Below are 26,841 nucleotides of genomic sequence, written 5' to 3'. Positions count from 1 at the left end.
CATCACTACAAAACTACGGAATTCCGGCTACGGGAATCAAGGCGGCCGCCTTAACTTTGACAAATGGAAACGATACACACCCGCTATCTCGGAGAACTGCGAACCGAAGCCCGTCACCGATTGTCGGGGACTACCCTCCTCACGGACGCCCCTCCGGACAATCAGGGGAAAGGCGAGTCCTTCTCTCCAACCGATCTCCTGGCGGGGGCACTGGGAAGTTGTATGCTCACCATCATGGGTATTGCCGCACGAACCCATAACATTCCGATCGAGGGTACCGAAATCGCCATAACAAAAATCATGGCCTCCAATCCCAGGCGGGTAAGTGAAGTGGTCGTGGAATTCCAGATGCCGAAGCGGGCATACACGGAAAAGGATCGTGCCATCCTCGAACACGCCTCTCGTACGTGCCCGGTGGCCTTAAGCCTGCACCCTGATCTGATTCAAACTGTGAAATTCAATTACCCCTGAAAAAAGAAAAGGCGGACCGAAACCGATCCGCCGCCTGAAACGGGGTCAGACAAGATCAACCGCGGATATCGCTGGTTGCCTTGGGTTTCGTCTGCTGACCGTAAGCCGGGCATTTTTCGTGGGCTTTGCACGAAGCGAAGAGCACGGCGATAGCGGCGATGAACAGGGAGAAACGGAGGACTTTTTTCATGTCGGCGTTGGTATCGTTTTATGAACGCAGATTCTTGAATTTTGTTGTCGTAAACCTACGATCAAAAGATCGGCAAATATAACAGATTGCTAAATGCATGCTACCCGAGTTATCAACATGGGAATCATCATTTTGAGCAGATTCCATGTTAAAATCGGTAATTTTAACAGCCTATGTCCCAGATAGACCCCAAAATTGAAGCTGGTTGGAAATTCGCGTTAAAGGACGCCTTTACTGCCGACTCTTTCAGCGAGCTGAGATCCTTTCTGGTAAAGGAGAAAAAATCGGGCGAAGTGATATTTCCGCCAGGGCCTCAAATCTTTGCCGCTTTCGAACACACTCCCTTTGACCGTATCAAAGTCGTGATCCTGGGTCAGGACCCGTATCATGGACCCGGACAGGCGCACGGGCTGAGTTTTTCCGTAACGCCCGGAACAGCATTCCCTCCTTCATTGTTGAACATCTTCAAGGAGGTTCGATCCGATCTGGGCTATCCGATTCCATCAACGGGTAGTCTGATCCCCTGGGCCGATCAAGGAGTACTCCTCCTCAACGCTACGCTTACGGTGCGGGCCGGGCAAGCCGGATCCCACCAGGGCAAAGGCTGGGAAACCTTCACCGATTCGGTTATCCGAACCATTTCTGAAAAGAAATCCGGCATCGTCTTTATCCTTTGGGGGAAATTTGCACAGGCAAAAGAAGTGCTCATCGACACCACCAAGCACTACATACTGAAATCGCCGCACCCCTCGCCGTTCTCGGCGGACCGGGGGTTCTTCGGCAGCAAGCCATTTTCGAGAACGAACGAAATATTGATCCGGGACGGGAAAACTCCTATCAACTGGCAGTTACCCTGAAGCCCGGGTCAATTAATTTCACCGTCGGACGTTCATCGTTGATAGCGCGTCATAGAACTTGTTTTCGCTTCACATTTACCAACGGCTCATCCGGCTGATCTTACTGGCAACCGGCGTTCTTCTTTCCGCGGCAACATGCGCACAGAAGAAAAGTCAGTTCGCGTTATCCATCGTATGGCATTCACTACCGGAAGGACGAACCGAAGCGGACTTGCGGAAGAGCTATGTTCCGGAGCGTGTCATTTCCGACTCCGCTTCCGGTGTCAACATCCTGCATCGGGCCATCCGGCAATTGCGCACCGACGGTTATTTGTGTGCCGGTCTTGACGGATTCAGCCGTACCGACGAGGGTTACATGGGCGAGCTCTACGTGGGCTCATCGTATACCTGGCTGCAACTTCACCGCGGGGATGCCGAAGAATCGTACTTGCGCGGAACCGGATATCGCAACCGATGGCTGAAGGAACAGGTCTACAGTCCGGAAAAGCTTGACCGCATCCTGGAAAACATCATCCGCAATTGTGAAAACGCGGGGTATCCGTTCGCGACTGTACGACTCGACAGCCTGTCGTTGTCCGGTGACTTATTGGAAGCCGCGTTGCGATTGGAGAAGGGTCCCTTTGTCAGGATCGACAGCATCCGCATCCAGGGTACCGCCCGGATCGCGCCGGTGTACATTCATAACTACATCGGGATCCAGCCCGGTGATCCCTATGACGAACGGTTGGTCCGCCGGATCAGCAACCGGATGAAGGAGTTGCCGTTCCTTACGGAAGCCAGGGGATCGCAAGTTGTGTTCGCTGAAAAGATCACCCGGCTTGACCTTTACCTGAATGAGAAGAAGGCAAGCCAGTTCGATGCAGTGATCGGTTTTCTTCCGGACGAATCCCGCCCGGGGAAACTGAACCTCACCGGCGAAGCGCATTTGCGATTACAGAATTCGTTTCAACGCGGAGAGGTCGTGGAGCTGAATTGGAAACAACTACCGCCCCGGTCACAGGACCTGAAATTGCATCTTCAATATCCATTCCTCTTCAACACGGCGTTGGGAGTTGACGGCAACCTAAACCTCTTCAAGCGTGATACCGTCTTCACCGACGTAGTGAAGAACATCGGGGTATTCTACAGCTTTACAGGTAATAATTTCATCAAAGCGTTCCTCAACGACAAGCAGAGCAATCTTCAATCCACCAGCGGGCTGGAGAACATCACCGTATTGCCTCCTTACGCTGATATCAGCCTGCTCAGCTATGGGCTGACCGGACATTTCGAACGACTGGATTACCGCCTGAATCCACGAACCGGATTCGCTATCGAAGCAAGCGTCAGTACCGGCAACCGAAACATTCGCAAGAACGCCGACATCAATCCGCTGGTATACGACAGTTTGAAACTCCGCACCGTGCAGTATATCGGCGAAATGAAGCTGGATGTATATCTGCCGGTGAGCGGAAGACTGGTATTGAATCTTGGTAGTATCGGAGCCTACCAATACAATCCGGAAGCCTTCACGAACGAATTGTTCCGTATCGGAGGCTTGCGCTCACTACGCGGCTTCGATGAAGAGTCGATCTTCGCCTCTGCCTTTGTGATCGGGAAAACAGAGCTGCGTTACCTGCTTGAACAGAACTCCTTTCTCTTCGTGTTCGGCAACACCGCCTGGTATGAGCGCAGGCGCAAGCAGGAATACCGAAACGATTGGCCTATCGGGTTCGGAACCGGAATCAATTTCGAAACCCGGCTGGGTATCCTGTCCGTTTCGTACGCGCTCGGAAGACAAGCAGAAAACCCTTTCCAGATTCGTAACGGGAAAGTGCACTTCGGCATCGTCAACTACTTTTAAAGAAAGCCCGATAGATGCGGAAAGATGGGAATCTGATGACAGAAGCAGCGCCATCTGAAGAGTCCATTCCCGCAATTGGCTAACTTTGCGGCCCTATGTCATTGAAAAACGATCTTCTGCTACGGGCTGCGCGCGGTCAGGCCACTGAACGCACCCCCGTTTGGCTGATGCGCCAGGCAGGCCGTATCCTGAAAGAATACCGGGAAGTCCGGCAACGCGTGGGTGGTTTTAAGGAGTTGGTCGAACACCCCGAATTCGCCGCGGAAGTCACGATTCAACCTGTCGACTTGCTGGGTGTTGACGCGGCGATCATCTTTTCCGATATCCTGGTCATTCCCGAAGCGATGGGCTTATCGTATCAGGTCATTGAAGCGAAGGGGCCGACCTTTGAACAGACGGTCAGGAGCAAATCCGATATCGAAAAGTTACGTGTGGCGGGGCCGGAACATCTTTCCTATGTTCTGGAAGCCATCCGAATCACCAAACGGGAGCTCCATGATCGAGTACCCCTGATCGGTTTTGCCGGCGCACCCTGGACCATTCTCGCCTATATGGTCGAGGGAAAGGGAAGCAAGACATTTTCCGTTGCTAAGAAATTCCTTTACACTGAACCGGCGCTTGCCCATGCATTGCTGGAGAAGATCACGGAAAGCACGATTCAGTATCTCAAGGCACAGATCGCGGCCGGGGCCAATCTTGTTCAACTGTTTGATTCCTGGGCCGGGCTCTTGTCACCGGACCAATACCGGGAATTCTCCCTGCGTTATCTTGAGGCGATTGCAGCGGCTATCACCGAAGTACCCGTTACGATCTTTGCCAAGGGGGCATTTTTTGCCCGGAAAGAAATCGCCGCGACCAACTGTTCGGTCATCGGGCTTGACTGGAACATGGATATTCAGGAATCCAGGGCGCTGATCGGTGATGCCAAAACGCTTCAAGGGAATATGGATCCGTGTCTGCTCTACGCGGAAGACTCCGTGATCGTACACGAAACCCACCGTATGCTCGAAGCATTCGGGCCCTTCCGCCACATTGCCAATCTCGGGCACGGTCTTTATCCGGACACGGATCCGCGGAAGGTGAAACTATTCATCGACACCGTTAAGAATTTCCGGTTCAAGGTGTAACTTGAGCCCGCATGGGCGACCTGCTACGATCCGAGAAGAACTGTCTCAACTGCGGGGCGGAAGTATCCGACAAGTATTGCAGCCACTGCGGACAGAAAAATGTCCGAACGGAAGTCAATGCATTTTCAGCACTCGGCCATCTGGTCGCCGATTACTTCCACGCCGACGGGAAGTTCTTTTCCACGATTCCTCCCCTGCTCTTCCGTCCGGGACGCCTGACCCGGGAGTTCATGGCCGGCAGGCGGAAGACTTATGTTGATCCGTTCCGGCTCTATATTTTCTGCTCCATCCTCTACTTTCTGCTGGGCGCTCTTGTGTCGAGTCTGCGACACCCGGTTGTCCGGCAGGACGATCCGTCCGTTCATCGCCAAACGGAACCCCTGCATGCGGACTCGCTAACTACGTATTCCCTTGCCAGGACCGAAGAGGAGGATGACGGCATCAATCTGAACTTCACCTTACCGGGCAATGAACTACCGGCTTCGATCGAAGCCTATGACGACTCCCTCGCAAAACTTTCGCCCGATGACCGACCCGGTTTTTTCTTCGACCAGGTCTTACGGCAGATGATCCGGATCAATTCGAAGAACGGCGATTGGGAAAAGGAGTTCAACCACAAACTCCTGAACAGCATTCCGAAGATGATGTTCTTTCTGATTCCGGTAGCTGCGCTGATTCTCAAATTTCTATACTGGAGAAAACGAAAATACTATCTCGAGCACCTGGTGTTTCAACTCCACCTTCACTCCTTCTTCTTCCTATTCATGTTGTTCGGCCTCTTGTTGGACACCATTCTCCCATTGGTGTGGGCGGTGGAACTGCTGTTTCTTGTCTGGATTCTGTTATACCCGCTCCTTGCATTCAAGAGAAATTACGGGCAGAACTGGTTTTGGACGGCTTTCAAGTATGTCTTCTTTCTCGTCCTTTATGGATTTAGCATCGTTGCCGGACTGGCGATAACCGCGATCATCACCTCATACACTACCTGATATGCTGAAAAAAGGCGACCGTAAGATCATCCGTGCCTGGGCGATGTACGACTGGGCCAATTCGGCCTATTCGCTGGTCATTACTTCCGCACTATTTCCCATTTATTTTCACGCGATCACCACCGAAGGCGGGGGCAATACGGTTCGGTTCCTGGGCCGCACCTTCAACAGCGACTCGCTGCAAACGTATGCGCTTTCAGCCGCCTTTCTGATCATTGCCTTCATCAACCCCCTGCTCTCTTCCATCGCCGATTACAGCGGACGGAAAAAGCGGTTCATGTATTTCTTCTGCACACTCGGTTCCTTAGCCTGTGCTTCCCTCTATTTCTTCGACTCCATCGAGGTCCTGTGGATCGGTATCCTGGGATCGGTCTTTGCGGCGATCGGGTACGCGGGCAGTATCGTTTTTTACAACGCTTATTTACCGGAGATCGCGGAACCCCAAGACCAGGACCGCGTGAGTGCGAAGGGCTTTGCACTGGGATACATCGGCAGTTCCCTCTTGCTCATCTTCTCACTTTCCATGGTACTGTTTCCCGACGTATATGGAGGTATTGAAAAAGGAACCGCTATCCGGTTGGCTTTTCTCCTGGTGGGTGTCTGGTGGTTCGGCTTTGCCCAAATCACTTTTTACCGATTACCCGACAACGTTTATGGAAGACCCAGCAGCGGGCATTATCTGTTCAACGGTTATCAGGAATTACGAAAAGTATGGAACGAATTACGACATACGGCCCGGCTACGTACATTTCTGATCTCTTTTTTCTTTTATAATATGGGCGTACAGACGGTCATGTATGTCGCTACCCTCTTCGGGGATGGAGAACTGCATTTGCCTTCCGAGATTTTGATCGCCATTATTCTGATCATCCAATTCGTCGCGATTGGTGGCGCCTATCTGTTTTCACGGCTTTCCAAAAAATTCGGTAACCTGAAAGCGCTGGCCATCTCGATTGTTACCTGGATCGGCATCTGCATTGGCGCCTGGTTTTGCGACAAGCGATTCGGCGTTAACGAGCAGAACATGTTCATCGGTCTGGCAGCCGTGGTTGGCCTGGTGATGGGCGGCATCCAATCGTTATCGCGATCAACCTACTCGAAACTCCTACCTGAAACGATCGATCACGCCTCTTACTTCAGTTTCTACGACCTCTGCGACAAATTCGGAACCGTACTGGGGACATTCGCTTTCGGATATATCAATGAGCTGACGGGCAGTATGCGCAACAGCATCATCGTGCTGGCCGCCTTCTTCGTATTGGGCATTCTCCTGTTGCTGCGCGTCGGGCCGCAGCGTCAACTGGCTGCAGAACCTGTCGGCTAATTGTTGAAAGCGGACCCTTGCAAGGCGTTGATGAAACCGAGGGTTCCTGTATCTTTGGCGGGCCTATGGTGGTAGATATTTTCATTCCCTGCTTTATCGATCAGATCTTTCCGGAGACAGCCTGGAACATGATCAAGGTGCTTGAAAAGGCCGGCTGTACGGTCAACTACAATCCGGAGCAAACTTGTTGCGGACAACCAGCCTTCAACGCCGGGCATTGGGATGAATGCAAGGCCGTTGGGGAGAAATTCATCCACGACTTCCGTACCGACCGTTACATCGTTTCGCCTTCCGCTTCTTGTGTCGGCATGGTCAAGAATTATTATCCCGAAATGTTCCATAACTCGGTGCTTCACAACGAGTACAAAGGGATTCAACGCCACATTTTTGAATTGAGTGACTTTTTGGTCAACGTCTTGAAAGTGACGAATCTCGGATCCAAACTCGAAGGCGTCGCTACCTACCATGATTCCTGCAGCGGACTGCGGGAAGTTGGCATCCGGCAGGAGCCACGGGAATTGCTTAAAAACGTAGCCGGATTGGAGTTACGGGAAATGGCCGACACGGAAACCTGTTGTGGGTTCGGTGGGACCTTCTCGGTCAAATACGAACCCATTGCGGTGGGGATGGCCGAACAAAAAATCCTGAATGCGAATGCGACGGGAGCCAACATCCTCATTTCAACGGATGCTTCCTGTTTGATGCACCTGGGAAGCTATTTACAAAAGCAGGGTAAAAACATACGCGTTATGCATTTGGCGGATGTGTTGGCGAGTGGGTTGTGAGGGGTGGTAATTAGTAATTTGTAATTAGTGATTAGTAATTAGAGACTGGGGGTTAGAAATTAAGAGGTTGAAAAAGATGGCGTGAATTGAGGTGAAGGATGCGATATATAATCTATTGATTTTTAAGTCTTTATTCTCATTTGAAAAAGTTATTTCCTGGCTCAGTTTCAGCTCTTCTGCATATTAGCGAAGTAGTCGGTAATTGCGGTATTCGCCGGGAAGCCAGCCGGTGAGGTGTTCTACCCACAATTTGAATTTTGATTTGATCGATAGCCGGCGACGGCTGGGATCGAAATCGAACGTCCAGTTTTGGCGTTGGATACGTTCGCGGATAACCGCCGGATGGCTCCCTTTGAACGGTGCCAGGGAATCGATCCCGGAGTAATCGAACGTGCTATTGGTACCCACCCGATCGCGTACCCATTCGTCGGAATGCCAAAGGGCATGGAAACTCCGCTGCTTAGCCTGTTGTTGTTCCGGTGGCTTCACCCAGCCGTAATGATGCACTACGGCATCGACCGGTTTCACCCATAACGGCCGGCCGGATTTCCGAAAACCCTGTGCGTCGCGAAACGAAACGATCGCAGGGTCACGGCGGACGATCCTGACTTCGCGACGATACCAACGCGTAGAATCGCCTACATAGTCGTAGCTCCCATAAAAGTGAAAGTACCGGAAAAGCAATCCTTCCACGCGTGGATCGTCCTTCCACTGCAACATCGCCTGCCGGATCGCCGGATGGTCCCGCTCGTGGATCACTTCATCACCCTGGATATAGAAACACCAATCGGCCTTCGGATTGACGGCAGCAAAAGCCTTGTTGGTCTCCTCGGCGAGTACCCGACCTCCTTCGCGGAGAGCATCATCCCAAACGGTATCCAGGATACGGATCTTATCCGAACCGATCTGTTCGATCAATTCACGCGTATTGTCGTCGGAGCGACCGACTGCCACTACCACCTCGTCACAGAGAGGAAGGATGGACCGGATCGCCTCCACGATCGGGTAGTCGAAGCGGACCGCGTTGCGGATGAACGTGAAACCGCTGACAAACATGGTCAGACTCCCGTATAGTTAAAGGGGGTCACCGCTTTGAGTTCCTTTCGGATGTTATCGCTTACCGGTAACTGGTCGATGAAAGCATGCAACTGCTCCTTTCCGATGCGCTCATTCTTGCGGGTCAGGTCGCGCAACTGTTCGTACGGGTTGGCTACTCCTTCACGGCGCAGTACGGTCTGAATCGCCTCGGCTACCACGGCCCAGTTGTTTTCCAGGTCCGCTTTCAGGGCAGCTTCATTGACCAGCAATTTATCAAGCCCGCGGAGCAGGGACTTGAATGCGATGAGGGAATGCGCAAAGGGAACGCCGACGTTGCGCAACACCGTGGAATCGGTGAGGTCGCGTTGCAGTCGGGAAATCGGGAGCTTAGCTGAGAGATGCTCGAACACCGCATTGGCCATGCCCAGGTTCCCTTCCGAATTTTCAAAATCGATCGGGTTCACCTTATGCGGCATAGCCGACGAGCCCACTTCCCCTTCCTTGATTCGCTGCTTGAAATAATCGAGGGAGATATAGGTCCAGACATCCCGGTTCAGATCGATCAGGATGTTGTTGATCCGCTTCATGCCGTCAAAGAGCGCGCACAGATTATCGTAGTGCTCGATCTGGGTGGTGTATTGCTGACGCTCCAGACCGAGGCGATTCTTGAGGAACGCGTTCGCGAATACCCGCCAGTCGATCTCCGGATAGGCGACGCAATGCGCGTTGAAATTGCCGGTAGCTCCGCCGAACTTGGCCGAAGGCGGGATGGCGAACAGTTGTTCACGCTGGTTCTGCAATCGCTCTACGAATACGCGGATCTCTTTTCCCAGGCGGGTCGGCGATGCGGGTTGCCCGTGGGTACGGGAAAGCATGGGAAGTTCCGCCCAATCGGACGAAAGATCGGCCAGTCGTTGGATGATCTTGTCCAGTGCCGGCTGATAGACCTGGAGCTGCGCATCCCGGATGGACATCGGGAAGGCGGTATTGTTCACGTCCTGGGAGGTCAGTCCGAAGTGAACGAACTCGAGAAAGGGTGTGAATCCCCGTTTGTCAAGCTGATCCTTCAGATAATATTCCAGGGCTTTAACATCGTGATTCGTGATCGCTTCCTTTTCCTTGATGATCCGCGCTCCGGCTTCATCAAAGTCCCGATAAATGGAACGGAGTCCGTCCAAATCGAGTTTAGCGGCCGCGGTCAACTGTGGCAAACCGCATTCCACCAATGCGATGAAATACTCAACCTCCACTTGCAGCCGGTAGCGCATCAGCGCCTGCTCAGAGAAAAAAGGGAACAGTTCGTCTACCTGTTTACGGTACCGACCATCGATCGGCGAGATCGCGTTCAGGGGGTTGATTTCCATATGGATGGTAAAGCGCGAAGGTACAAAACGGCCTATCGACGGACAATTCAGGTTTCAACTTACGCTTCAACCCCGATTAATGACGGATCGGGGTTTCCAATGATCGTTTCCACCGGAATTACCGCAGAAACGCCGGGAACGATCCTAGTTTCGCGCTGGTTTTCAAGCCTAAAAAAACTTGCAGGAAACTTTAGGACTGAAAATAGTTTCCATAGTTTTGCCCCGCAAATGGAACAACTGACTGAACCACAGGAATCACGGATCATGGAGGTCTCGCGTGAGCTGTTCTTCCGTCACGGGTTGAAGAGCATTACGATGGACGACATAGCCCAGCAACTGGGCATGTCAAAAAAGACCATTTACCAGCATTATTCCGATAAGGATGCACTAATCATGGCGATGGTTCGTCTACAAACGAACTGCCATGAAAAGGACCTGCTGGATATCCGGAAATCGAGCGAGAATCCGATCCACGAAATTCTCACCGGCATGAATACGTTTGCCGCAACGTTTGCCCGGATCAATCCCACCTTTTTCTTCGATCTGCAGAAGTATCATCCTGCTTGTTGGAAGATGTTCAAGGAATTCAAAGACAAGCAGATGATCGGATTCCTGGAGGATAATTTACGGCGGGGTATTCGGCAGGAGCTCTATCGTAAAGACATCAATGTCAAGATACTTTCCCGCTTGTGCATGAGTGAAGTCGAAATCGGTTTTAACCCGCAGATTTTTCCTCCCGACCTGTTCACCATGCCGGAAGTCCAAGTCAAGATCATGGAACATTTCCTTTATGGAATTGTCAGTCTCAAAGGCTACAAGCTCATCAACCGTTATAAGCAAATCAACGAAGACTAATCCCCCTCCCTCCTTCACTCCCAACCTTATGCAACGCTATTATTCAACCTTCTTTCTGCTGCTGTTGGCCTTCGGCCTTCGGGCGGCAACACCCGACAGTTCATCCGCTTTCTCGGTGAGCCAGGCGATCGAGTACGCCCTCACGCATCAAAAAGATGTACTCAACGCCCAGCTTGACGCTTCCATCGCGAAACAGCAGGTCAACGAGACGATCGGCATCGGTCTTCCGCAGATCAACGGCAAGTTCGATGTGCAAGACTTCGTCAAGATCCCGACCAGCGTGATCCCCGGCGAATTCTTCGGCGAACCAGCCGGCACCTACATTCCGGTACAATTCGGCACACAATGGCAAGCCAATGCCGGCATTTCGGCCAGCCAGCTGCTGTTTGAACCTTCCTATATCATCGGAGTCCAGGCCAGCCGGACCATCAGCGAACTTTCACAAAAGAACGTCAAACGATCACGGATCGAGACCGCCGTCGCCGTTTACAAGGCCTACTACAACCATCTGCTCATGCTTGAGCGCAAGAAGGTGATCGATGCCAATGTTGAACGCGTGCGTACCCTGCGGGACAATACCAAGGCGCTCTATGACAACGGCTTTGTAGAGAAAACGGATGCCGATCGGATCGAAGTAACGTACAACAACCTCACCAGTGAGCAGGAAAAATTCAACCGGCTGCTGGTGGTGACGGAGCAGGTCCTCAAGTTTCAAATGGGGATGGACATCCAGCAACCCGTCACGCTGACCGACCGTCTGGATATTGAAGAAGTCAAGAAGCAGGGCGCAGTCAATGATAATGTCGACCCGGCAAAGCGTATCGAATACGGCATCCTGCAAACCCAGATGCGCCTGCAGGAATACAATGTGAAACGCTACCAGTCCGGCTATCTGCCCAGCCTTGTAGCGTACGGATCCCTGAGTGCAGCCGCGCTACGGACCGAGTTCACCATCTTCAATCCGGATTACCGGTGGTATCCTACCGGTATCATCGGCGCAACGCTGAACGTTCCGATTTTCGACGGACTCCAAAAGCGAGCTAAGATCAGGCAGGAGAAATACAGCCTGCAAAAGATCCAGAACGAGATCAAAACCTTCGATCAGGCGGTACGCCTTGAATCGAACAGCAACCGGGCCGCTCTCCTCGACGCACAAAATGCATTGTCGGTACAGGAAAAGAACCTTCAATTGGCAAACGATGTAGTACGCTCGACGCGTCTGAAGTACGAACAAGGCGTCGGTTCCAACCTGGAGGTCATTGACGCGGAAACAACGCTCAAGGAAGCACAGGCCAACTATTACAATGCGATCTATGACGCCATTGTCGCCAAGATCAATCTTGACAAAGCTCTCGGAAATCTTCAATACTAATCCCTCTCACCTATTCCCTATATGAAAAAGTCCTCCCTCCATTCAACTGTCATCCTGACGACCCTCACCATCGTGCTCTATGCCTGTGGTAGCGGTAGCGATAAGCATGCCGAGCTGGAAAAGCTCAAAAAAGAACAGGCTACCCTTAAGGAAAAGATCACCGCACTGGAAGCGGAGATCGCGCAATCAGACACCAGCAAGAACGATGAAAAGTCGAAGCTGGTGGCGATCAAGGAAATGAAGCCCGAAACGTTCAAGCACTACATTGAGATCCAGGCCAAGGTAGACGGCGATGAAGACGTAATCGTCTCGCCCGAAAGCATGGGGAATATCACCAGCCTTCAGGTACAAGCAGGTGATCGTGTTGTAAAGGGTCAGCTACTCGCTACCATCGATGATCGCATGATCCGCCAGGGAGTTGCCGAAGCCCAGACGCAACTGGACCTGGCCACCCAGGTTTTCAATCGCCAGAAAAACCTTTGGGACCAGAAGATCGGATCCGAGATCCAGTTCCTGCAAGCCAAGACAAATAAAGAAGCGCTTGAAAAGCGAGTCGCCAGTCTTCAGGAACAACTCGAGATGACGCGGATCAAGTCGCCCATCAACGGTACAGTCGACCAGGTCGATATCAAGATCGGGCAGGCAGTTGCGCCCGGCATGCCGGCTTTCCGGGTCGTCAATCTGAATGCACTCAAAGTCACGGGTGAAGTTGCCGAATCCTTTATCAGCAAGGTGAATCGGGGTAATGAAACCATTATTTCGATTCCGGACATGGGCAAAGAGATCAATACCAAACTCGATTATGCCGGACGCGCGATCAATACACTGAACAGAACCTTCAACGTAGAAGTCCGCCTGAGTCCGAAGGACGGGGAACTCCATCCGAACATGGTTGCCGTCATGAAGATCGTCGATTACACCGCCTCCTCCACGTTTGTCGTTCCCATAGCGGCCATCCAGAAGTCGAGCGATGGCGAATATGTATTCGTTGCCGTACAAGAAGGCGGAAGGTTAATAGCCAAACGCAAGAAAGTATCCGCCGGCATGATCTATAACGGCATGATCGAAGTACGTGAAGGTCTTGCGGAAGGCGACCAGGTTGTCACCGCGGGTTTCCAAAGCATCATCGAAGGCGATCCGATCCGACTCTGATCGTACTAATTCCTACTTCCTCCCCACCCTTTTACCCCTTCGACAATGAAAGAAGAAATCCAAAAGGAATTCAAGCCCTCCAGTTGGGCCATCAATAACAGGGTCGCGACCTTCATCATCACGCTGATCCTGGCCATCTCGGGCCTCGTCGCCTATCAGAACCTTCCAAAGGAAAGTTTCCCGGACATCACGCTACCCAACATCTATGTCAGCGTGATCTATCCCGGCACTTCTCCCAAGGACATGGAAAACCTGATCGTCCGCCCGATCGAGAAAGAATGCAAGAGTATAGCCGGTGTAAAGAAAGTAAAGAGCAACTCGCTGCAGGACTATTGCAACGTCATCATCGAGTTCAACTCCGACGTTAACACCGACGATGCCAAGCAAAAGGTCAAGGACGCTGTAGATCGCGCCAAAAAGGACCTTCCAAAGGATCTCAAGAACGATCCGGAGATCATGGACATCAACTTCGCGGACCTCCCGGTCATGCAGGTGAACATCAGCGGCGACTACGACCTTGCCAAATTGAAGCGTTTTGCCGACGACGCGAAGGACCGGCTCGAAAGCCTGAAAGAGATCAAGAAAGTGGATATCATCGGCGCACTGGAACGCGAGATCCAGATCAACGTCGACATGATGAAGATGCAAGCCAATGGGCTTACGATGGGCGATATCGCGCGTGCTGTTCAAACGGAGAACCTGACGATCCCCGGCGGTTCAGCCAGGATCGGCAGTACCCGCCGATCGATCAGCGTTTCAGGTGAATTCAAGAATGTCGATCAGCTCAACAACCTGGTCATCAACTCCATTCAGGGAAAGTCCGTTTACCTCAAGGACGTAGCCCATGTAGTGGACAGTTATAAGGAGCAACAAAGCTACGCGCGCCTGGACCACCAGAACGTGATCACGTTGAATATCGTCAAGCGAAAGGGTGAAAACCTGATCGAGACGTCCGACAAGATCGTCGCTCTGATGGATGAGATGCGCGCGAACGAGTGGCCGAAGGACCTCAAAGTCACCCTGACGGGTGACCAAAGCGAACAGACCCGCCTGACGCTGCACGATCTGATCAACACCATCATCATCGGATTCGTGCTGGTGTTCCTCATCCTGATGTTCTTCATGGGGACCACCAACGCGTTCTTCGTAGCGCTTTCGGTTCCCCTATCCATGGCGCTGGCCTTCCTGGTCATGCCGACCATAGGGTTTACCCTGAACATGATCGTGCTCTTCTCGTTCCTACTGGCGCTGGGAATCGTAGTGGACGACGCCATTGTGGTGATTGAAAACACCCACCGGATCTTTGCCAACGGCAAGCGACCGATCGTGGAAGCAGCGAAGCTCGCGGCCGGCGAGGTATTCCTACCCGTGTTATCGGGTACGCTGACCACCCTGGCCCCCTTCTTCCCGTTGCTTTTCTGGAAAGGAGTGATCGGAAAATTCATGTTCTTCCTACCCGTCACCCTGATCGTAACCCTGACGGCCTCGCTGCTGGTAGCGTATATAATCAACCCCGTGTTTGCGGTACAATTCATGAAGCCGCATAAGGAACACGATGCCGAACGTGACAAGAAGAGCATGCGGTCTTCCTTGCTGCTTTTAGGCGCCGCCATTCTGATCGGATACATGATCGACTTCGGCACCGGCAACTTCGCGGTGCTTGCACTCATCCTTTGGCTGGTCAACCACTACTGGTTACGACACGTTATCCGCCGGTTCCAGGAAAATACCTGGCCACGCTTCCAGATGCGTTACCGCCGGTTCCTGACCTGGTGCCTCCACCGCCCGTGGCAGATGATGTTCTCCACGCTGGGTCTCTTTATCCTGTCCATCGTTTTCCTGACCGTACGCAACGGCGGTGTCAGTTTCTTCCCGGTAGCCGATCCGAACTTCGTGTATGTCTACACCAGTCTTCCGGTCTGTACCGACCAGGCATATACAGACTCAGTCACGCGTGTCCTTGAAGAAAAGGTGTACAAAGCGATCGACTGGCCGAACCCGATGGTGAAGTCGGTCATCAGTAACGTGACCGTCGCCGTCACCGACCCGCAGGATGAAGATCAGGGAGATTACCCGAACAAGAGCAAGATCTCCGTCGCGTTTGTCGAGTTTGGAAAACGCGATGGAAAATCGACCCGAGATTATCTTGACAAGATCCGGGAGGCCATCAAAGGATTTCCTGGTGCAGAAATCACCGTTGCCCAGGAACAAGGCGGCCCTCCGGTCGGAAAACCGATCAACATTGAAGTCAGCGGCGACAATTACGAGGATCTCGTAACCTCCAGCAAATCGCTGAAGCGCTACCTGGATTCGTTGAAGATCGAAGGCGTGGAAGAACTGCGCAGCGACCTGCAGGACCAGAAGCCGCAATTGGTCTTCAGCATCGACCGGGAACGGGCGAACCGTGAAGGCATTTCCACCTATGCGATCGGAAACGAGATCTATCTTGGCGTACTCGGAACCGACATCTCGAAGTACCGGGACAACAACGACGACTACAACATCGTCATCAAGTACCAGGACAATCAACGCTACAACATCGACATGTTGCGTAACCTGAAGATCCTGTATCGGGACATGAACATGGGCGGTATGATCCGCAATGTTCCGGTATCGGCGTTCGCGGATGTGAAATACTCGGATACCTACGGCGTGATCAAGCGGAAGAATCAAAAACGCGTAGTGACCATCGCATCGAATGTCCTGACCGGATACAACGAAAACGCGGTCGTCCAGGATGTCCAAAAGGCCATGCGCGACTTTTCCGCTCCGGAAGGGGTCAGTATCCAGATGACCGGCTCCCAGGAGGAGCAAGCCGAAACCTCCGCCTTCCTGGGATGGGCGATGATGACCGCGATGTTGCTCATCATCCTGATCCTGGTGTTGCAGTTCAACTCGATCAGCAAGCCGGTGATCATCCTCATCGAGATCCTCTTCAGTATCATCGGGGTCTTTCTCGGATTTTCCATCTTCAAGATGGAATTCTCGATCGTCATGAGCGGTGTGGGGATCATCGCACTGGCTGGTATTGTGGTCCGAAACGGCATCCTGCTGGTCGAATTCACCGACCTGCTCCGGTCGATGGGAGTTCCGACCTTTGATGCCATCGTGGAAGCCGGCAAAACCCGTATGACACCGGTTATCCTGACCGCTTTCGCCACGATTCTCGGATTGATCCCATTGGCAGTCGGTTTGAACATCGACTTCTCCCGGATGTTCTCCGAATTCAATCCTCACATCTACTTCGGAGGCGATAACACCGCTTTCTGGGGCCCGCTGTCGTGGACGATGATCTTCGGACTCGGTTTTGGCACCTTCCTGACCCTGATCATGGTACCGGTCATGTACCTGCTCAGCATCCGGATGAAAAACCAGTTACGCAAATGGAGAAAACAGCCGATCGACAACGGTGTAGCGCCGAAGCCGGTTGAAGAGCTGATCGAAGCACATATCTGATGAAAACCTACACGGCCGGTCGCGACACGCGTCCGGCCGTTTCTTCAACATCCCATGAAACAACTGCTCAATCTGACACTGATCATTCTGCTGGCAGGGTGTAATCGAAGCGGACAGGAGACACAACCGGTTCGGAAGGAAATCACCCAGGCGGTTTATGCTTCGGGGAAGCTCTACCCGATCGGTCACTACACAGTCTTCAGCAAAATACCGGGATATGTTGAACGCGTATTTGTCACAGCCGGCCAATCGGTGCATCGCGGAGATCCATTGGTCTCGGTTCGTAACGAAACCAATGAGATGAACCTGGAGAGCGCCCGCAACCTGGTGGAGCTTGCAAAGTTGCAGGCCAGCCAGCATGGCCCGGTGCTTTCAGGACTGGACCAGGAGGTACGTGCGGCAAAGGCACGCTATCTGCTCGACAGTACGAATGCCACACGCACAGCATCCTTGTGGCAACAACAAGCCACGAGTCGGCAGCAACTGGACCAGGCACAGACACAATTCGAGCTCTCAAAAAGCCAGTTCCAACGCGCAAAGGAGAATTATACGAGCAACCGGGAGCGACTGGAAGTCGAATACCGAAACGCCGTGAATCAGCTGGAGGCGCTGACCGCGAATCGATCGGAGTACCGCATCCTGTCGGTCCTTGACGGGAAGGTATATGATGTCATTCCGGAGGTCGGCGACCTGGTCAATGCCCAGACGCCCCTGGTGGAGATCGGCGACTCTTCGCGCTTCGAAGTCGAACTTGCCGTTGATGAAACCGATATCGCGTTATTGCATACCGGGCAACCGGTTGCATATGCCATTGACGCCTATCGGGATTCCGTATTCCACGGTGTCATCTCTGAAATCATTCCGCGGGTCAACGTGCTGACGAAGAGCAGCCGTGTTAAAGCGACTTTCAATCTTTCACCGGGGGTCCAATTATATACGGGCATGTCGGCGGAAGCCAACATCCTCATTTCCGAAAAGAAGAATGCACTGGTCATACCTAAAGAATTCGTACGCAACGGAAACCAGATTCGGCTGAAAGGCGAAGACCAACCCAGGACCATCCGCAAGGGGATTGAAGACCTGCAATTCATCGAAGTCCTCGAGGGTCTTTCGGAGCAAGATATCCTGGTCAAATAACGATCCTGACTCACATGCGAAATCCCATCTGGAAGATCGCTACCACGCACCTGCTTGCGAAAAAGCGCCAAACGTTGGTCGCAACACTTGGCGTGACCTTCGGGATCATGATCTTCATTTTTCAGGCGGGGCTGATCACCGGCTTTCAAGCGGTATTCATCGAAGAGACGGTCAACTCGACCGCCAACATTCACATATTCAATGAACCAGATAAGGACCGACCGAGCATCATCCAGCGGGTGCACGGAACCGATCCGGAACGATGGATCGTCGTCCGAAACCAGAAGCCCAAGGACGAACTCAACAAGATCCGGAATGGGTTTCAGATCATCGAAGCATTGGAGCGACATCCCGACGTATCCGGGGTCTCCCCCTTCCTCGGCGCGCAAGCCATCCTACGTGCGGGCATCGTGCAGTACGGCGGCAGGCTTGCCGGAGTCGACATTGAAAAAGAGGATATCAACTTCCGGGTCAGCGATTATATGATCCAGGGCGATGTAAGTCGCTTGAAATCGACCAACAACGGCATCATCCTCGGAGACGGTCTGGCCGACAAGCTTGGCGTAAAGATGAACGACAACCTGACCGTGTTGACGCCGAATGGGAATTCCCTGGAGATGAAAGTCGTTGGCATCAACCACACCGGACTCACGGAAGTCGACAAGAACCGGGCATATATCAGCATCCGGAATGCACAACGGTTGCTGGAAGTCGACAATTCCTATATCACGGACATCAACATCAAATTAAAGAACATCGATAAAGCGGAAGCGCTTGCCCGGGAATTCGAACGCAAGTTCGGCTACAAGGCGGAAGACTGGAAAACCGCGAATGCCAGCATCTTCTCGGTATTCAAGATCCAGAACATGGTCACTTTCCTGATCATCGCCTCCATTCTGATCGTATCGGGTTTCGGCATCTTTAATATCTTGATGATGATCATTTACGAGAAGATGCCGGACATCGCGATCCTGAAAGCCATCGGTTACAAGGACCGGGACATACGCCGATTGTTCCTGATCGAATCACTGGTGATTGGCGTCATCGGCGGCTTGATGGGATTGATCATGGGCTTCCTGCTCTCCCGTTTCGTCGGCAGCATCCGGATGGATGTCAAGGGATTCGTCTCGATGGAATACCTCCGGTTCAACGATTCCCCCGGATTCTATGTATTCGCGTTCATCTTCGCGCTGATCGCCACTTCACTCGCCGGTTATTTTCCCGCCCGGAAAGCGTCGAAAGTAGACCCGATCGATATCATACGTTCCAAATGATGTTGGCTGTAACTCCCTATATTCTCGAGACCCGGCGACTCTGCAAATCGTACCACGATCCGGTAGAGTTTCAGGCCTTGAAAAATATCGACCTGGGCATCCGCCCTGGCGAATTCATTTCAATCGTGGGAGCCAGTGGGAGTGGAAAGTCGACCTTGCTGTACGTCATCAGCACACTGGATACCGACTACAGCGGCGAGATCCTGCTCGACGGCGTTCACCTGGACAAGCTGACTCCCAATCAGCAGGCGGAAATCCGGAACGAGAAGATCGGATTCGTATTCCAGTTTCATTACCTGCTTCCCGAATTTACGGTACTGGAAAACGTCATGCTTCCCGCATTGAAGCTGAACAGGAAATCCCTGGAACAAATCGAAGCGGATGCGATGAAAAAGCTGGATATGCTGGGGTTGGCGGACCAGGCGCTCAAACGTGCCAATAAGCTATCGGGTGGACAGCAGCAGCGTGCCGCTATCGCACGGGCGCTGATCAACGATCCGGCGATCGTATTTGGCGACGAGCCCACGGGCAACCTGGACTCGAAGAACTCGCAACTTGTCATTGACATCTTTAAAGACCTCAAACGGTCCTTGAACCAGACCATCTGCATTGTGACACACGACATGCAGCTTGCCGCTCAGACGGATCGCACCATTACCCTGCATGACGGAGAGATCGTACCTTCGCCGGTAACCGCATGAACAAACCGGTCCGCATATCGCTGGTATCCTACCTGAATAGTCGCCCGTTCCTCTATGGTTTGCGCCATTCCGACCTTGCGCGCTCCATCGAACTTCAACTGGACAATCCGGCCGTCTGCGCCGACAAACTTATTCAGGGAAGCGTGGACATCGGATTGGTTCCGGCAGCCATTTTGCCAAAGCTACCGGATTATCAGATCGTCAGTGAATATTGCATTGGAGCTTTTGGGCCGGTTGAATCGGTACTCCTGGTTTCCGACGTTCCGCTGGAATCCATTTCCTCCGTCATGCTGGATTACCAATCGCGCACCTCCGTATCGCTCGTGAGGATCCTTGCGGAACAGTTGTGGCACATTACCCCTGAGTGGCAGCCAGCCACGCCCGGCTTCGAAGAGAAAATAGCCGGCAGCCAGGCCGCCGTCATCATTGGAGACCGCGCTTTCAAAGCTGCAAGATCACATCCATACGTTTACGATCTGGCGGAAGCATGGACTGAATTAACCGGGAAGCCCTTTGTCTTTGCCGTATGGGCCAGTCGCACCCGGCTGGATGCAGAGTTCACTTCCGCATTCAACGCTGCATTATCCTTCGGCTTATCCCATCTGGATCAGGTAGTGCTTGCCGAAACCGAAACGGCACTATCTCCTGAGGCGCTGCGGAAGTATCTGACTCATTCCATCCGGTTCAATTTCGATTCAGCCGCCCAGGAGGGCCTGGCTGAATTTCTACATCGACAATCGGTTTCGCTCGTCTGATTTCTTAAATAAGAAAGGCCGCTCAGAGGAGCGGCCTTTCTTATTTACGGTAATTCAGAAAATCAACGGGAGACGCTAACGCGTACCGTTTTTGAAAACTCGGCATTACCGACATTCATCAGGTAAATTCCGTTTGGAAGGCTGCTAAGGTCAAGCGAATGCACCTGGCCGGAAGGTTGGTTGAGCACTTGTGTATAGACGATCTTTCCCAGCGCATCCACGACCCGTACAACAGCCTGATCTCCGATCGGGCGCGTAAGGAACATGTCGAGGTTGATCACACCATTCGTAGGATTGGGGTAAACGCTGAACGAGAAGTTCTCCGGACCGTCCTGTATGGAATTAGCGGATTCACAACGCGTAGAAACCAGCAAGGAGCTGTAGAACGTGTTCATGGCGGTCGTCATGCGGGTTACCTGACCTGTGGTGAACATATTGAGACAATCGTCATCGGAATAATCCATATAGTTCATGAACATAACCCCGTTTCCGCTCGGGGTGCAGGCGTCCGTGTGCGGGAAGGTGCGGCAACCATAGGTTTCCCCAGCCTGGTTGGGAGTATCGGCAACGTAATCGGTACCGCCGCAGCTACCACCGTCGTCGCCCCAGATGTGGTTCAGACGAAAAGCGTGACCAACTTCATGGGTACAGGTACGTCCCTGATCGTACGGAGCGGCAACCAAGCCAACCCGTCCGAAAGCAGAATACGTAATCACGACGCCATAGGTATCGGTATGTGAAGCAGCCGGAAATTCCGCATAACCGAGGATACCACCACCGAGGCTACAAACCCAGATGTTGAAATACACATCCGTGTCCCAAGCATCCATTCCGCCGGTCGAGTATGCCTTTACCAGGTCATTCGTGGAGAAGGTATTGACCGTTGTCTGACGGCGCTCGATGCCGGTAGTTGGATTACCGTTAGGATCGGTTTGAGCGAGACAAAAGCGAAACTGGGAACCCGATGCAGCCGCCCGGAAAGGAGCCGGAGTGACATTCGTATCGGCGTTGAGACGGGCGAAGTCTTCGTTCAACACATCAATCTGGGATTCAACCTGCGCATCGGAAATATTCTGTCCGACGGTGCGATAAACAACGTGCACGACGCAAGGAATCGTCACAATCGAGTTGGAAGAAGACGATCGATTGTTAGCCAGGTTGGCAATCGCGCGTTGCAATGTCTGCTCGTCCATTTCGAATTGGCGCGCATAAGCCGGATCAGCGGCCATCTTGGCATTCATATAGTCCGTTGTGTTGCAGCGGATGGGGTGCGCATTTCCGGTTTGTCCGTTTGACGAACCGACATAAAGAGTGCCTGCCAGCAGCAGGCCTGCGAGTACAAGATTTTTCATGTAATAGTTGATGGTTGGCAAGTATTTAACAAATATACGGAATCGGCTTGTAAGGTGGGTGAAGCTAGCCGTAAGCTCTAAGAATCAGGCCTTCTTTATACCCGTTTTTTCAAAGAAATCAGAAGATGACCATTCGGTGACCGAACCGGGTTTCCATTCCGGCAATGCCAACTTACCCACGGCTACCCGAATCAGGCGAAGGGTCGGGAATCCGACTGCTGCCGTCATCTTTCGAACCTGTCTGTTCTTTCCCTCCGTTAACGTCAGCGAGATCCAGGATGTCGGAATGGATTTACGAAAACGCACCGGCGGTGTCCGATCAGGAAGATTGGCTGGCGGGTCGATCAACTCGACCAGTGCCGGGCGTGTTCGAAATTCCTTCCCATCAATACTGATGATAACGCCATTGGAGAACTTTTCGCAGTCTGACACACCCATGCTGCCTTCCACTTGCAACCAATAGGTCCGGGGGTGTGCGTTCCGTGGGTCGAGCAGGCTTTGATTCACAGCGGCATCGTTGGTCAGCAGTAACAAGCCTTCGCTGTCGCGATCCAGCCTACCCAGGGGGTAGCAATCCGACGGAAAACGGAAATCCAGGTGCGCCAAACCCGGGTTGCCTCCCTCATCGGTGAACTGCGACAACATCCCGTAAGGCTTGTAAATGCTGAAATACCGCCAGCGTTGTGTCATTTGTTTGAAAGAACGTCAGGAATAGGCAAGGGTTGCATTCAGGGTTGAAGAAATTGTGGTTAACTTTAGGGTGCGAATCATTGTTAAGCAGATCTGCGTATCAACTGTTGGAGCATTTCTTTGCTTCAGTTTAAATCTACTTAAGTTCAAATGCGATCAATCTCCCCCTTCGTTGCGAGTGTAATTGCAGTAATTTTTGTGCTTTCTTCCTCTTCATGTAAAAAGGAAGACAAGTGCATTGCGGGTACCGGTGGCAACCTGACCATTGTCGCCAAGCTTCGCCACCATGGGACGCTGATCCCGAATGATTCATTGAAACCGGATACCGTCTGGATAAAATTCAACGCAAAGGATTGGGGCGGTGCGCCAAGCGGATATGACATGCGGGTCATCGGTGAATTTCCCGAAGACCATGTCCATCTATCCGGTTTGAAGTGTGGAGACTACTATTTTTACGCCTCCGGTTGGGACACCTCGATCGTTCAGTTGGTGAAGGGCGGCATCCCCTTCTCCACCGATCAGGAAAGCGGCGAAATTGTTTTGGATATTCCTGTAACGGAAGATTAAACCGAGGTTGTGCGGTCCACTCTCGCTATCGCTATACTTTTCCTGCTCCTGTTTCAAACCGGTTGCAGAAAGGAAGCGGTCAACCCCGACGGAAAAGTGATTGTCGAGGGAACGATCCGGCTTCAGGTTTCAGCAGTGCACCATAGTTGGGGCGTTCCCGGTATTCGCATCTATCTCAAGAAAGGCGCGACGGAATTTCCGGGTTATGATCCCGCGCTGTACGAGTATGCAATCCAGGCCGACAATGAAGGCTTGGGAGCATTCGAAAAGTTGTATCCTGGCAAGTACTTCGTATATGCCAAAGGATGGGATTATTACTGGGGCGATACGGTCATCGGATATGCCCCGGTCGTGCTCACGGACCCTACTCGACTCGATAATGCCATGACCCTCTATGTCAGTGAATAATTCGCATCGCTTCCTAATCTTATTGGGTTTAGTAATGGTGTTCAGCACGCATGCCTGCCGGTACGATGAACTTCCCTCACCAATGGCGGAAACCGGCTTCCCGGAGTCGGTAGACAAAATCATTACAGGAAAATGCGCAACAGCCGGTTGCCACAATGATATCAGTTATCAGAATGCCGGAGGTCTGGATTTTTCAACCTGGGATGTCACCTTCCGTGGCGGCCGCAATGGCTCCAGTATCATTCCTTACAGCACCTTATACAGCTATTGTCTTTATTTCGTCAACACCGATAGTACGCGTGGGCCTGTCCTGGAGCCGACCATGCCCTATCAAGCTGCACCGCTGAGTACCGCCGAATACCAGACCTTGTACGATTGGATCGCGAACGGTGCTCCGAACAAGGATGGCTTCGTGAAATATTCGGATGATCCGGATCGGGAAAAAGTCTACATCTGCATGCAGGGTTGCGACCAGGTAGCGGTCTTCGATGCAGCATCGCAGAATATCATGCGTTACATACCGGTCGGTAATGATCCCGGTCAGATCGAGGCGCCCCACCAGGTGCGTGTTTCTCCAGACGGAGAGTACTGGTATGTGGTGTTCTACGCGGGAAGTGTCTTGCAGAAATTTCGAACAAGTGACGACTCCCTCGTTGCGACCTTTAACATCGGGTTTGGCGACTGGAATACGATCATTTTTACACCCGACGGATCAAGGGGCTTCGTGAATGGAACGAACATCAACACGACGGCCGTTGTCGATCTCGTCAACAATACGGTGATCACTCAAATTTCACCGGAACTGCCCCATGGCGGATTCGTCACACCCGACGGGCATTGGCTTTACCTCACATCGCAAGTATCAAACTTCATCAACAAAGTTGACATCACGGATCCGGGCTTCTCCTTCGACCCGGTCATCCTGCAACCCGGCGAGCCCAAACTGACGACTTCGCGCTATGACCCGCACGAGGCCATCCTTTCGCCGGATGGAACCAAGTATTTTGTCAGTTGCCAGGCCAGTGACGAGATACGCGTCTTTCGTCTTTCGGGTGACAGTCTGTTGAAGATCATTCCGGTCGGCACCAAGCCGCAGGAATTCGCCGAATCCACCAACCAACCTTACCTTTTTGTCACCTGTACGGAAGAAGTCGTGGATGCCAACCGAAAGGGGTTGGTGTATGTGATCAATTACAACACCCTCGACCTGGTCGATTCCATCTATACCGGATATCAACCACATGGAATTGATTTCGATCCGGTTCGCAAGCTGGTGTATGTCGCCAATCTAAATGTGGACAATACGGGTCCAGCCCCGCATCACGTGTCGGATTGTGGCGGGAGGAACGGCTACATTACGATCATTGACGAACAGACGCTTGAACTATATCGCAGATCGTTTCCCGACGGGTCCACCAGCTCTTACAAAAACGAAGTGTTGCGGGCGCCGTATTTTGTCGCTTACCGTAAACGCCCCTGAGGCGCTTACTTCCCAATCCTTCTCTTTATGATCAATTGCCGCTTCCGGTAGTCGATCTGCGCTTCCAACAGTACGAGCAGTTCACTCCCGATGACCCCATCCAGTTGGGGTAAGCCCAGCCGTTCATAGGAACTGTTGACATGACTCATGTCGAGCAGGATCGTCTCAAAGCCGGGTATCGAACATTCACCGATCCGCAGCTCTGTCAGCGTCACCTTCATGGTTTGCATGGAACTGGTGCCCAGGCCGGCGGATAGTTTCTCATCCGGCCGAAACTCGTGTGCTTCGACAAATCGGCTGAAGCGGTTCGTATCGAATACCGAACGGGAAGCGCCGGTATCGATCAGCAACCTTGCCGGTTGCTTGTTGATGACGGCGTCGACGAGGATATGATACCCTTCTTCCTCGATGGATTGCAAATGAAAAGGGACACGAACACGATCAAATAAGTTCATCATCTTTTCTTTGGTTCAGCAGTCTTGGAAAATAAAAAAGAGCACCCGTTCACGGATGCTCTTTCGTTGATGTCGAAGGATCACTTTACGGCAGGTTGCTGCATGTTATCGAGCACGTCCATGACCTCTTTCACGGCCTTGGCCGATGCGCTCACGAGCGATTTTTCTTCTTCGGTGAGTTTGAGTTCGATGATCTCCTCAATACCGTTCCGTCCCAGTTTAACCGGAACTCCCAGGTATACGCCCTTCAGGCCGTACTCGCCATTCAGCCATGCGCAGCAAGGGAAGATCCGCTTCTGATCCTTGATGACCGCCTCCACCATTTGGGCAGCGGCTGCACCCGGGGCATACCAGGCGGAAGTACCCATGAGGTTGACCAATTCGCCTCCGCCCTTCTTGGTGCGTTCGACGATGGCGTCGAGTTTATCCTTTGCAATAAGTTCCGTCACGGGAATCCCTGCAACGGTTGTATAGCGCGGCAGCGGAACCATCGTATCGCCATGGCCGCCCATCAATACCGCCTGGATGTCTTTGGGCGAAGTGTTCAACGCTTCGGCCAGGAACGCACGGTAGCGGGCTGTATCCAAAATACCTGCCATCCCGAAAACGCGACGAGAGTCGATCTTGGCCGTCAGGTAAGCGCAATACGTCATCACATCGAGCGGATTCGACACTACGATGATGATGGTGTTGGGGCTATACTTGATGATGTTCTCCGTTACGGAACGAACGATGCCGGCATTGGTCGCGATCAGATCGTCGCGGCTCATACCGGGCTTGCGGGGCAGACCGGAGGTGATGACGACAACATCCGAGTCGGCCGTCTTTGAATAATCGTTGGTGGAGCCGATCAGACGCGTATCGTACAGGTTGATGGGACTTGTTTGCCACATATCAAGCGACTTCCCTTCTGACACGCCTTCTTTGATATCAAGCAGAACGACTTCATGCACGAAATCTTTCTGCGCAATCACATCAGCACAAGTGGCACCCACGTTACCGGCGCCTACGACAGTTACTTTCATGGATTATGGGGTTTTCCGAATTGGTTGTTTCTGAGATTAACGGAGCCCAAAAGTACGAACTCCGGGAGGATACCGAAATGGCAAAAATCATCCGCTATCGATGGGTGGTTGTGGAATTTGAGCGAAAAGGGCTGTGTTTAGACTTGCGGGGAATTTTGTGAACTGTTGATAAGT

At 52.4% G+C, this 26,841-nt stretch carries 24 protein-coding genes; 18 read left to right on the top strand and 6 right to left on the bottom strand.

Features of this window, described 5'->3' with window-relative positions; translation table 11 throughout:
• Positions 1-63: 63 nt before the first annotated feature.
• From IPJ96_06625 to IPJ96_06595, 7 genes are all read left to right on the top strand, one after another.
• Positions 64-471, top strand: a complete 408-nt coding sequence (locus tag IPJ96_06625) for an OsmC family protein (protein MBK7910027.1) — start codon at positions 64-66, stop codon at positions 469-471.
• 363 nt (positions 472-834) lie between these two features.
• Positions 835-1,518, top strand: a complete 684-nt coding sequence (gene ung / locus IPJ96_06620) for a uracil-DNA glycosylase (protein ID MBK7910026.1) — start codon at positions 835-837, stop codon at positions 1,516-1,518.
• Positions 1,519-1,576: 58 nt separating this feature from the next.
• Positions 1,577-3,361 carry a BamA/TamA family outer membrane protein gene (locus tag IPJ96_06615; GenBank protein MBK7910025.1) on the top strand — a complete coding sequence of 595 codons (1,785 nt, stop codon included), beginning with the start codon at positions 1,577-1,579 and terminating at the stop codon, positions 3,359-3,361.
• Positions 3,362-3,456: 95 nt separating this feature from the next.
• Positions 3,457-4,488, top strand: a complete 1,032-nt coding sequence (gene hemE, locus IPJ96_06610; protein MBK7910024.1) for a uroporphyrinogen decarboxylase — start codon at positions 3,457-3,459, stop codon at positions 4,486-4,488.
• 11 nt (positions 4,489-4,499) lie between these two features.
• The gene (locus tag IPJ96_06605; protein MBK7910023.1) at positions 4,500-5,477 is read left to right on the top strand and encodes a DUF3667 domain-containing protein; all 978 of its coding nucleotides are present in this window, start codon (positions 4,500-4,502) and stop codon (positions 5,475-5,477) included.
• A 1-nt stretch (position 5,478) separates the two neighbouring features.
• The gene (locus IPJ96_06600; protein ID MBK7910022.1) at positions 5,479-6,801 is read left to right on the top strand and encodes an MFS transporter; all 1,323 of its coding nucleotides are present in this window, start codon (positions 5,479-5,481) and stop codon (positions 6,799-6,801) included.
• Positions 6,802-6,866: 65 nt separating this feature from the next.
• Positions 6,867-7,586, top strand: coding sequence for a (Fe-S)-binding protein (locus tag IPJ96_06595; GenBank protein MBK7910021.1), 720 nt, complete (start codon positions 6,867-6,869; stop codon positions 7,584-7,586).
• A gap of 183 nt (positions 7,587-7,769) precedes the next feature.
• Here the strand turns inward: IPJ96_06595 and IPJ96_06590 are convergent, their stop codons facing one another.
• Positions 7,770-8,642 (bottom strand): glycosyltransferase family 2 protein, encoded by an 873-nt coding sequence (locus tag IPJ96_06590; protein ID MBK7910020.1) that lies wholly within the window; start codon positions 8,640-8,642, stop codon positions 7,770-7,772.
• Between the two features lie 2 nt (positions 8,643-8,644).
• Complete coding sequence (gene purB, locus IPJ96_06585; protein ID MBK7910019.1) at positions 8,645-9,988, bottom strand: adenylosuccinate lyase; 1,344 nt, start codon at positions 9,986-9,988, stop codon at positions 8,645-8,647.
• A 228-nt stretch (positions 9,989-10,216) separates the two neighbouring features.
• Between purB and IPJ96_06580 the strand changes: the two genes are divergently transcribed.
• From IPJ96_06580 to IPJ96_06545, 8 genes are read left to right on the top strand one after another with little or no spacing between them, the layout of a single operon-like run.
• Positions 10,217-10,843, top strand: coding sequence for a TetR/AcrR family transcriptional regulator (locus IPJ96_06580; protein ID MBK7910018.1), 627 nt, complete (start codon positions 10,217-10,219; stop codon positions 10,841-10,843).
• Between the two features lie 28 nt (positions 10,844-10,871).
• Complete coding sequence (locus tag IPJ96_06575) at positions 10,872-12,215, top strand: TolC family protein (GenBank protein MBK7910017.1); 1,344 nt, start codon at positions 10,872-10,874, stop codon at positions 12,213-12,215.
• Between the two features lie 21 nt (positions 12,216-12,236).
• The gene (locus tag IPJ96_06570) at positions 12,237-13,367 is read left to right on the top strand and encodes an efflux RND transporter periplasmic adaptor subunit (protein MBK7910016.1); all 1,131 of its coding nucleotides are present in this window, start codon (positions 12,237-12,239) and stop codon (positions 13,365-13,367) included.
• 45 nt (positions 13,368-13,412) lie between these two features.
• Complete coding sequence (locus IPJ96_06565; GenBank protein ID MBK7910015.1) at positions 13,413-16,823, top strand: efflux RND transporter permease subunit; 3,411 nt, start codon at positions 13,413-13,415, stop codon at positions 16,821-16,823.
• 54 nt (positions 16,824-16,877) lie between these two features.
• A complete protein-coding gene (locus tag IPJ96_06560; GenBank protein ID MBK7910014.1) occupies positions 16,878-17,960 on the top strand; it encodes an efflux RND transporter periplasmic adaptor subunit in 1,083 nt (360 codons plus the stop codon).
• 14 nt (positions 17,961-17,974) lie between these two features.
• Positions 17,975-19,234: an ABC transporter permease gene (locus IPJ96_06555; protein ID MBK7910013.1), complete on the top strand. Its 1,260-nt coding sequence runs from the start codon at positions 17,975-17,977 to the stop codon at positions 19,232-19,234.
• On the top strand, positions 19,234-19,935 hold the full coding sequence (locus IPJ96_06550) for an ABC transporter ATP-binding protein (protein MBK7910012.1): 702 nt from the start codon (positions 19,234-19,236) through the stop codon (positions 19,933-19,935). The genes IPJ96_06555 and IPJ96_06550 overlap by 1 nt, the downstream gene beginning before the upstream one ends.
• The gene (locus tag IPJ96_06545) at positions 19,932-20,690 is read left to right on the top strand and encodes a menaquinone biosynthesis protein (protein ID MBK7910011.1); all 759 of its coding nucleotides are present in this window, start codon (positions 19,932-19,934) and stop codon (positions 20,688-20,690) included. Before IPJ96_06550 ends, IPJ96_06545 begins: the two co-directional genes overlap by 4 nt.
• 62 nt (positions 20,691-20,752) lie before the next feature.
• On the opposite strand, the gene IPJ96_06540 is transcribed toward IPJ96_06545, so the two are convergent.
• Complete coding sequence (locus IPJ96_06540; GenBank protein ID MBK7910010.1) at positions 20,753-22,042, bottom strand: T9SS type A sorting domain-containing protein; 1,290 nt, start codon at positions 22,040-22,042, stop codon at positions 20,753-20,755.
• An 84-nt stretch (positions 22,043-22,126) separates the two neighbouring features.
• Complete coding sequence (locus IPJ96_06535) at positions 22,127-22,732, bottom strand: pseudouridine synthase (GenBank protein ID MBK7910009.1); 606 nt, start codon at positions 22,730-22,732, stop codon at positions 22,127-22,129.
• Positions 22,733-22,882: 150 nt separating this feature from the next.
• On the opposite strand from IPJ96_06535, the gene IPJ96_06530 reads away from it, so the two are divergent.
• The 3 genes from IPJ96_06530 to IPJ96_06520 are packed head-to-tail and all read left to right on the top strand — an operon-like array spanning position 22,883 to position 25,187.
• On the top strand, positions 22,883-23,299 hold the full coding sequence (locus IPJ96_06530; GenBank protein ID MBK7910008.1) for a hypothetical protein: 417 nt from the start codon (positions 22,883-22,885) through the stop codon (positions 23,297-23,299).
• Between the two features lie 9 nt (positions 23,300-23,308).
• Positions 23,309-23,707, top strand: coding sequence for a hypothetical protein (locus IPJ96_06525; GenBank protein ID MBK7910007.1), 399 nt, complete (start codon positions 23,309-23,311; stop codon positions 23,705-23,707).
• Positions 23,708-23,741: 34 nt separating this feature from the next.
• Positions 23,742-25,187, top strand: a complete 1,446-nt coding sequence (locus tag IPJ96_06520) for a hypothetical protein (GenBank protein MBK7910006.1) — start codon at positions 23,742-23,744, stop codon at positions 25,185-25,187.
• Between the two features lie 5 nt (positions 25,188-25,192).
• Here the strand turns inward: IPJ96_06520 and IPJ96_06515 are convergent, their stop codons facing one another.
• Positions 25,193-25,645: a clan AA aspartic protease gene (locus IPJ96_06515; protein ID MBK7910005.1), complete on the bottom strand. Its 453-nt coding sequence runs from the start codon at positions 25,643-25,645 to the stop codon at positions 25,193-25,195.
• 77 nt (positions 25,646-25,722) lie between these two features.
• Positions 25,723-26,667 carry a malate dehydrogenase gene (gene mdh / locus IPJ96_06510; protein ID MBK7910004.1) on the bottom strand — a complete coding sequence of 315 codons (945 nt, stop codon included), beginning with the start codon at positions 26,665-26,667 and terminating at the stop codon, positions 25,723-25,725.
• Positions 26,668-26,841 lie beyond the last annotated feature (174 nt).

Source organism: Bacteroidota bacterium (assembly GCA_016713765.1).
GTDB classification, from domain to species: domain Bacteria; phylum Bacteroidota; class Bacteroidia; order AKYH767-A; family 2013-40CM-41-45; genus Pollutiaquabacter; species Pollutiaquabacter aromativorans.
Note: the sequence above shows the minus strand (reverse complement) of the source record. Positions and strands in the feature narration are given on the sequence as shown.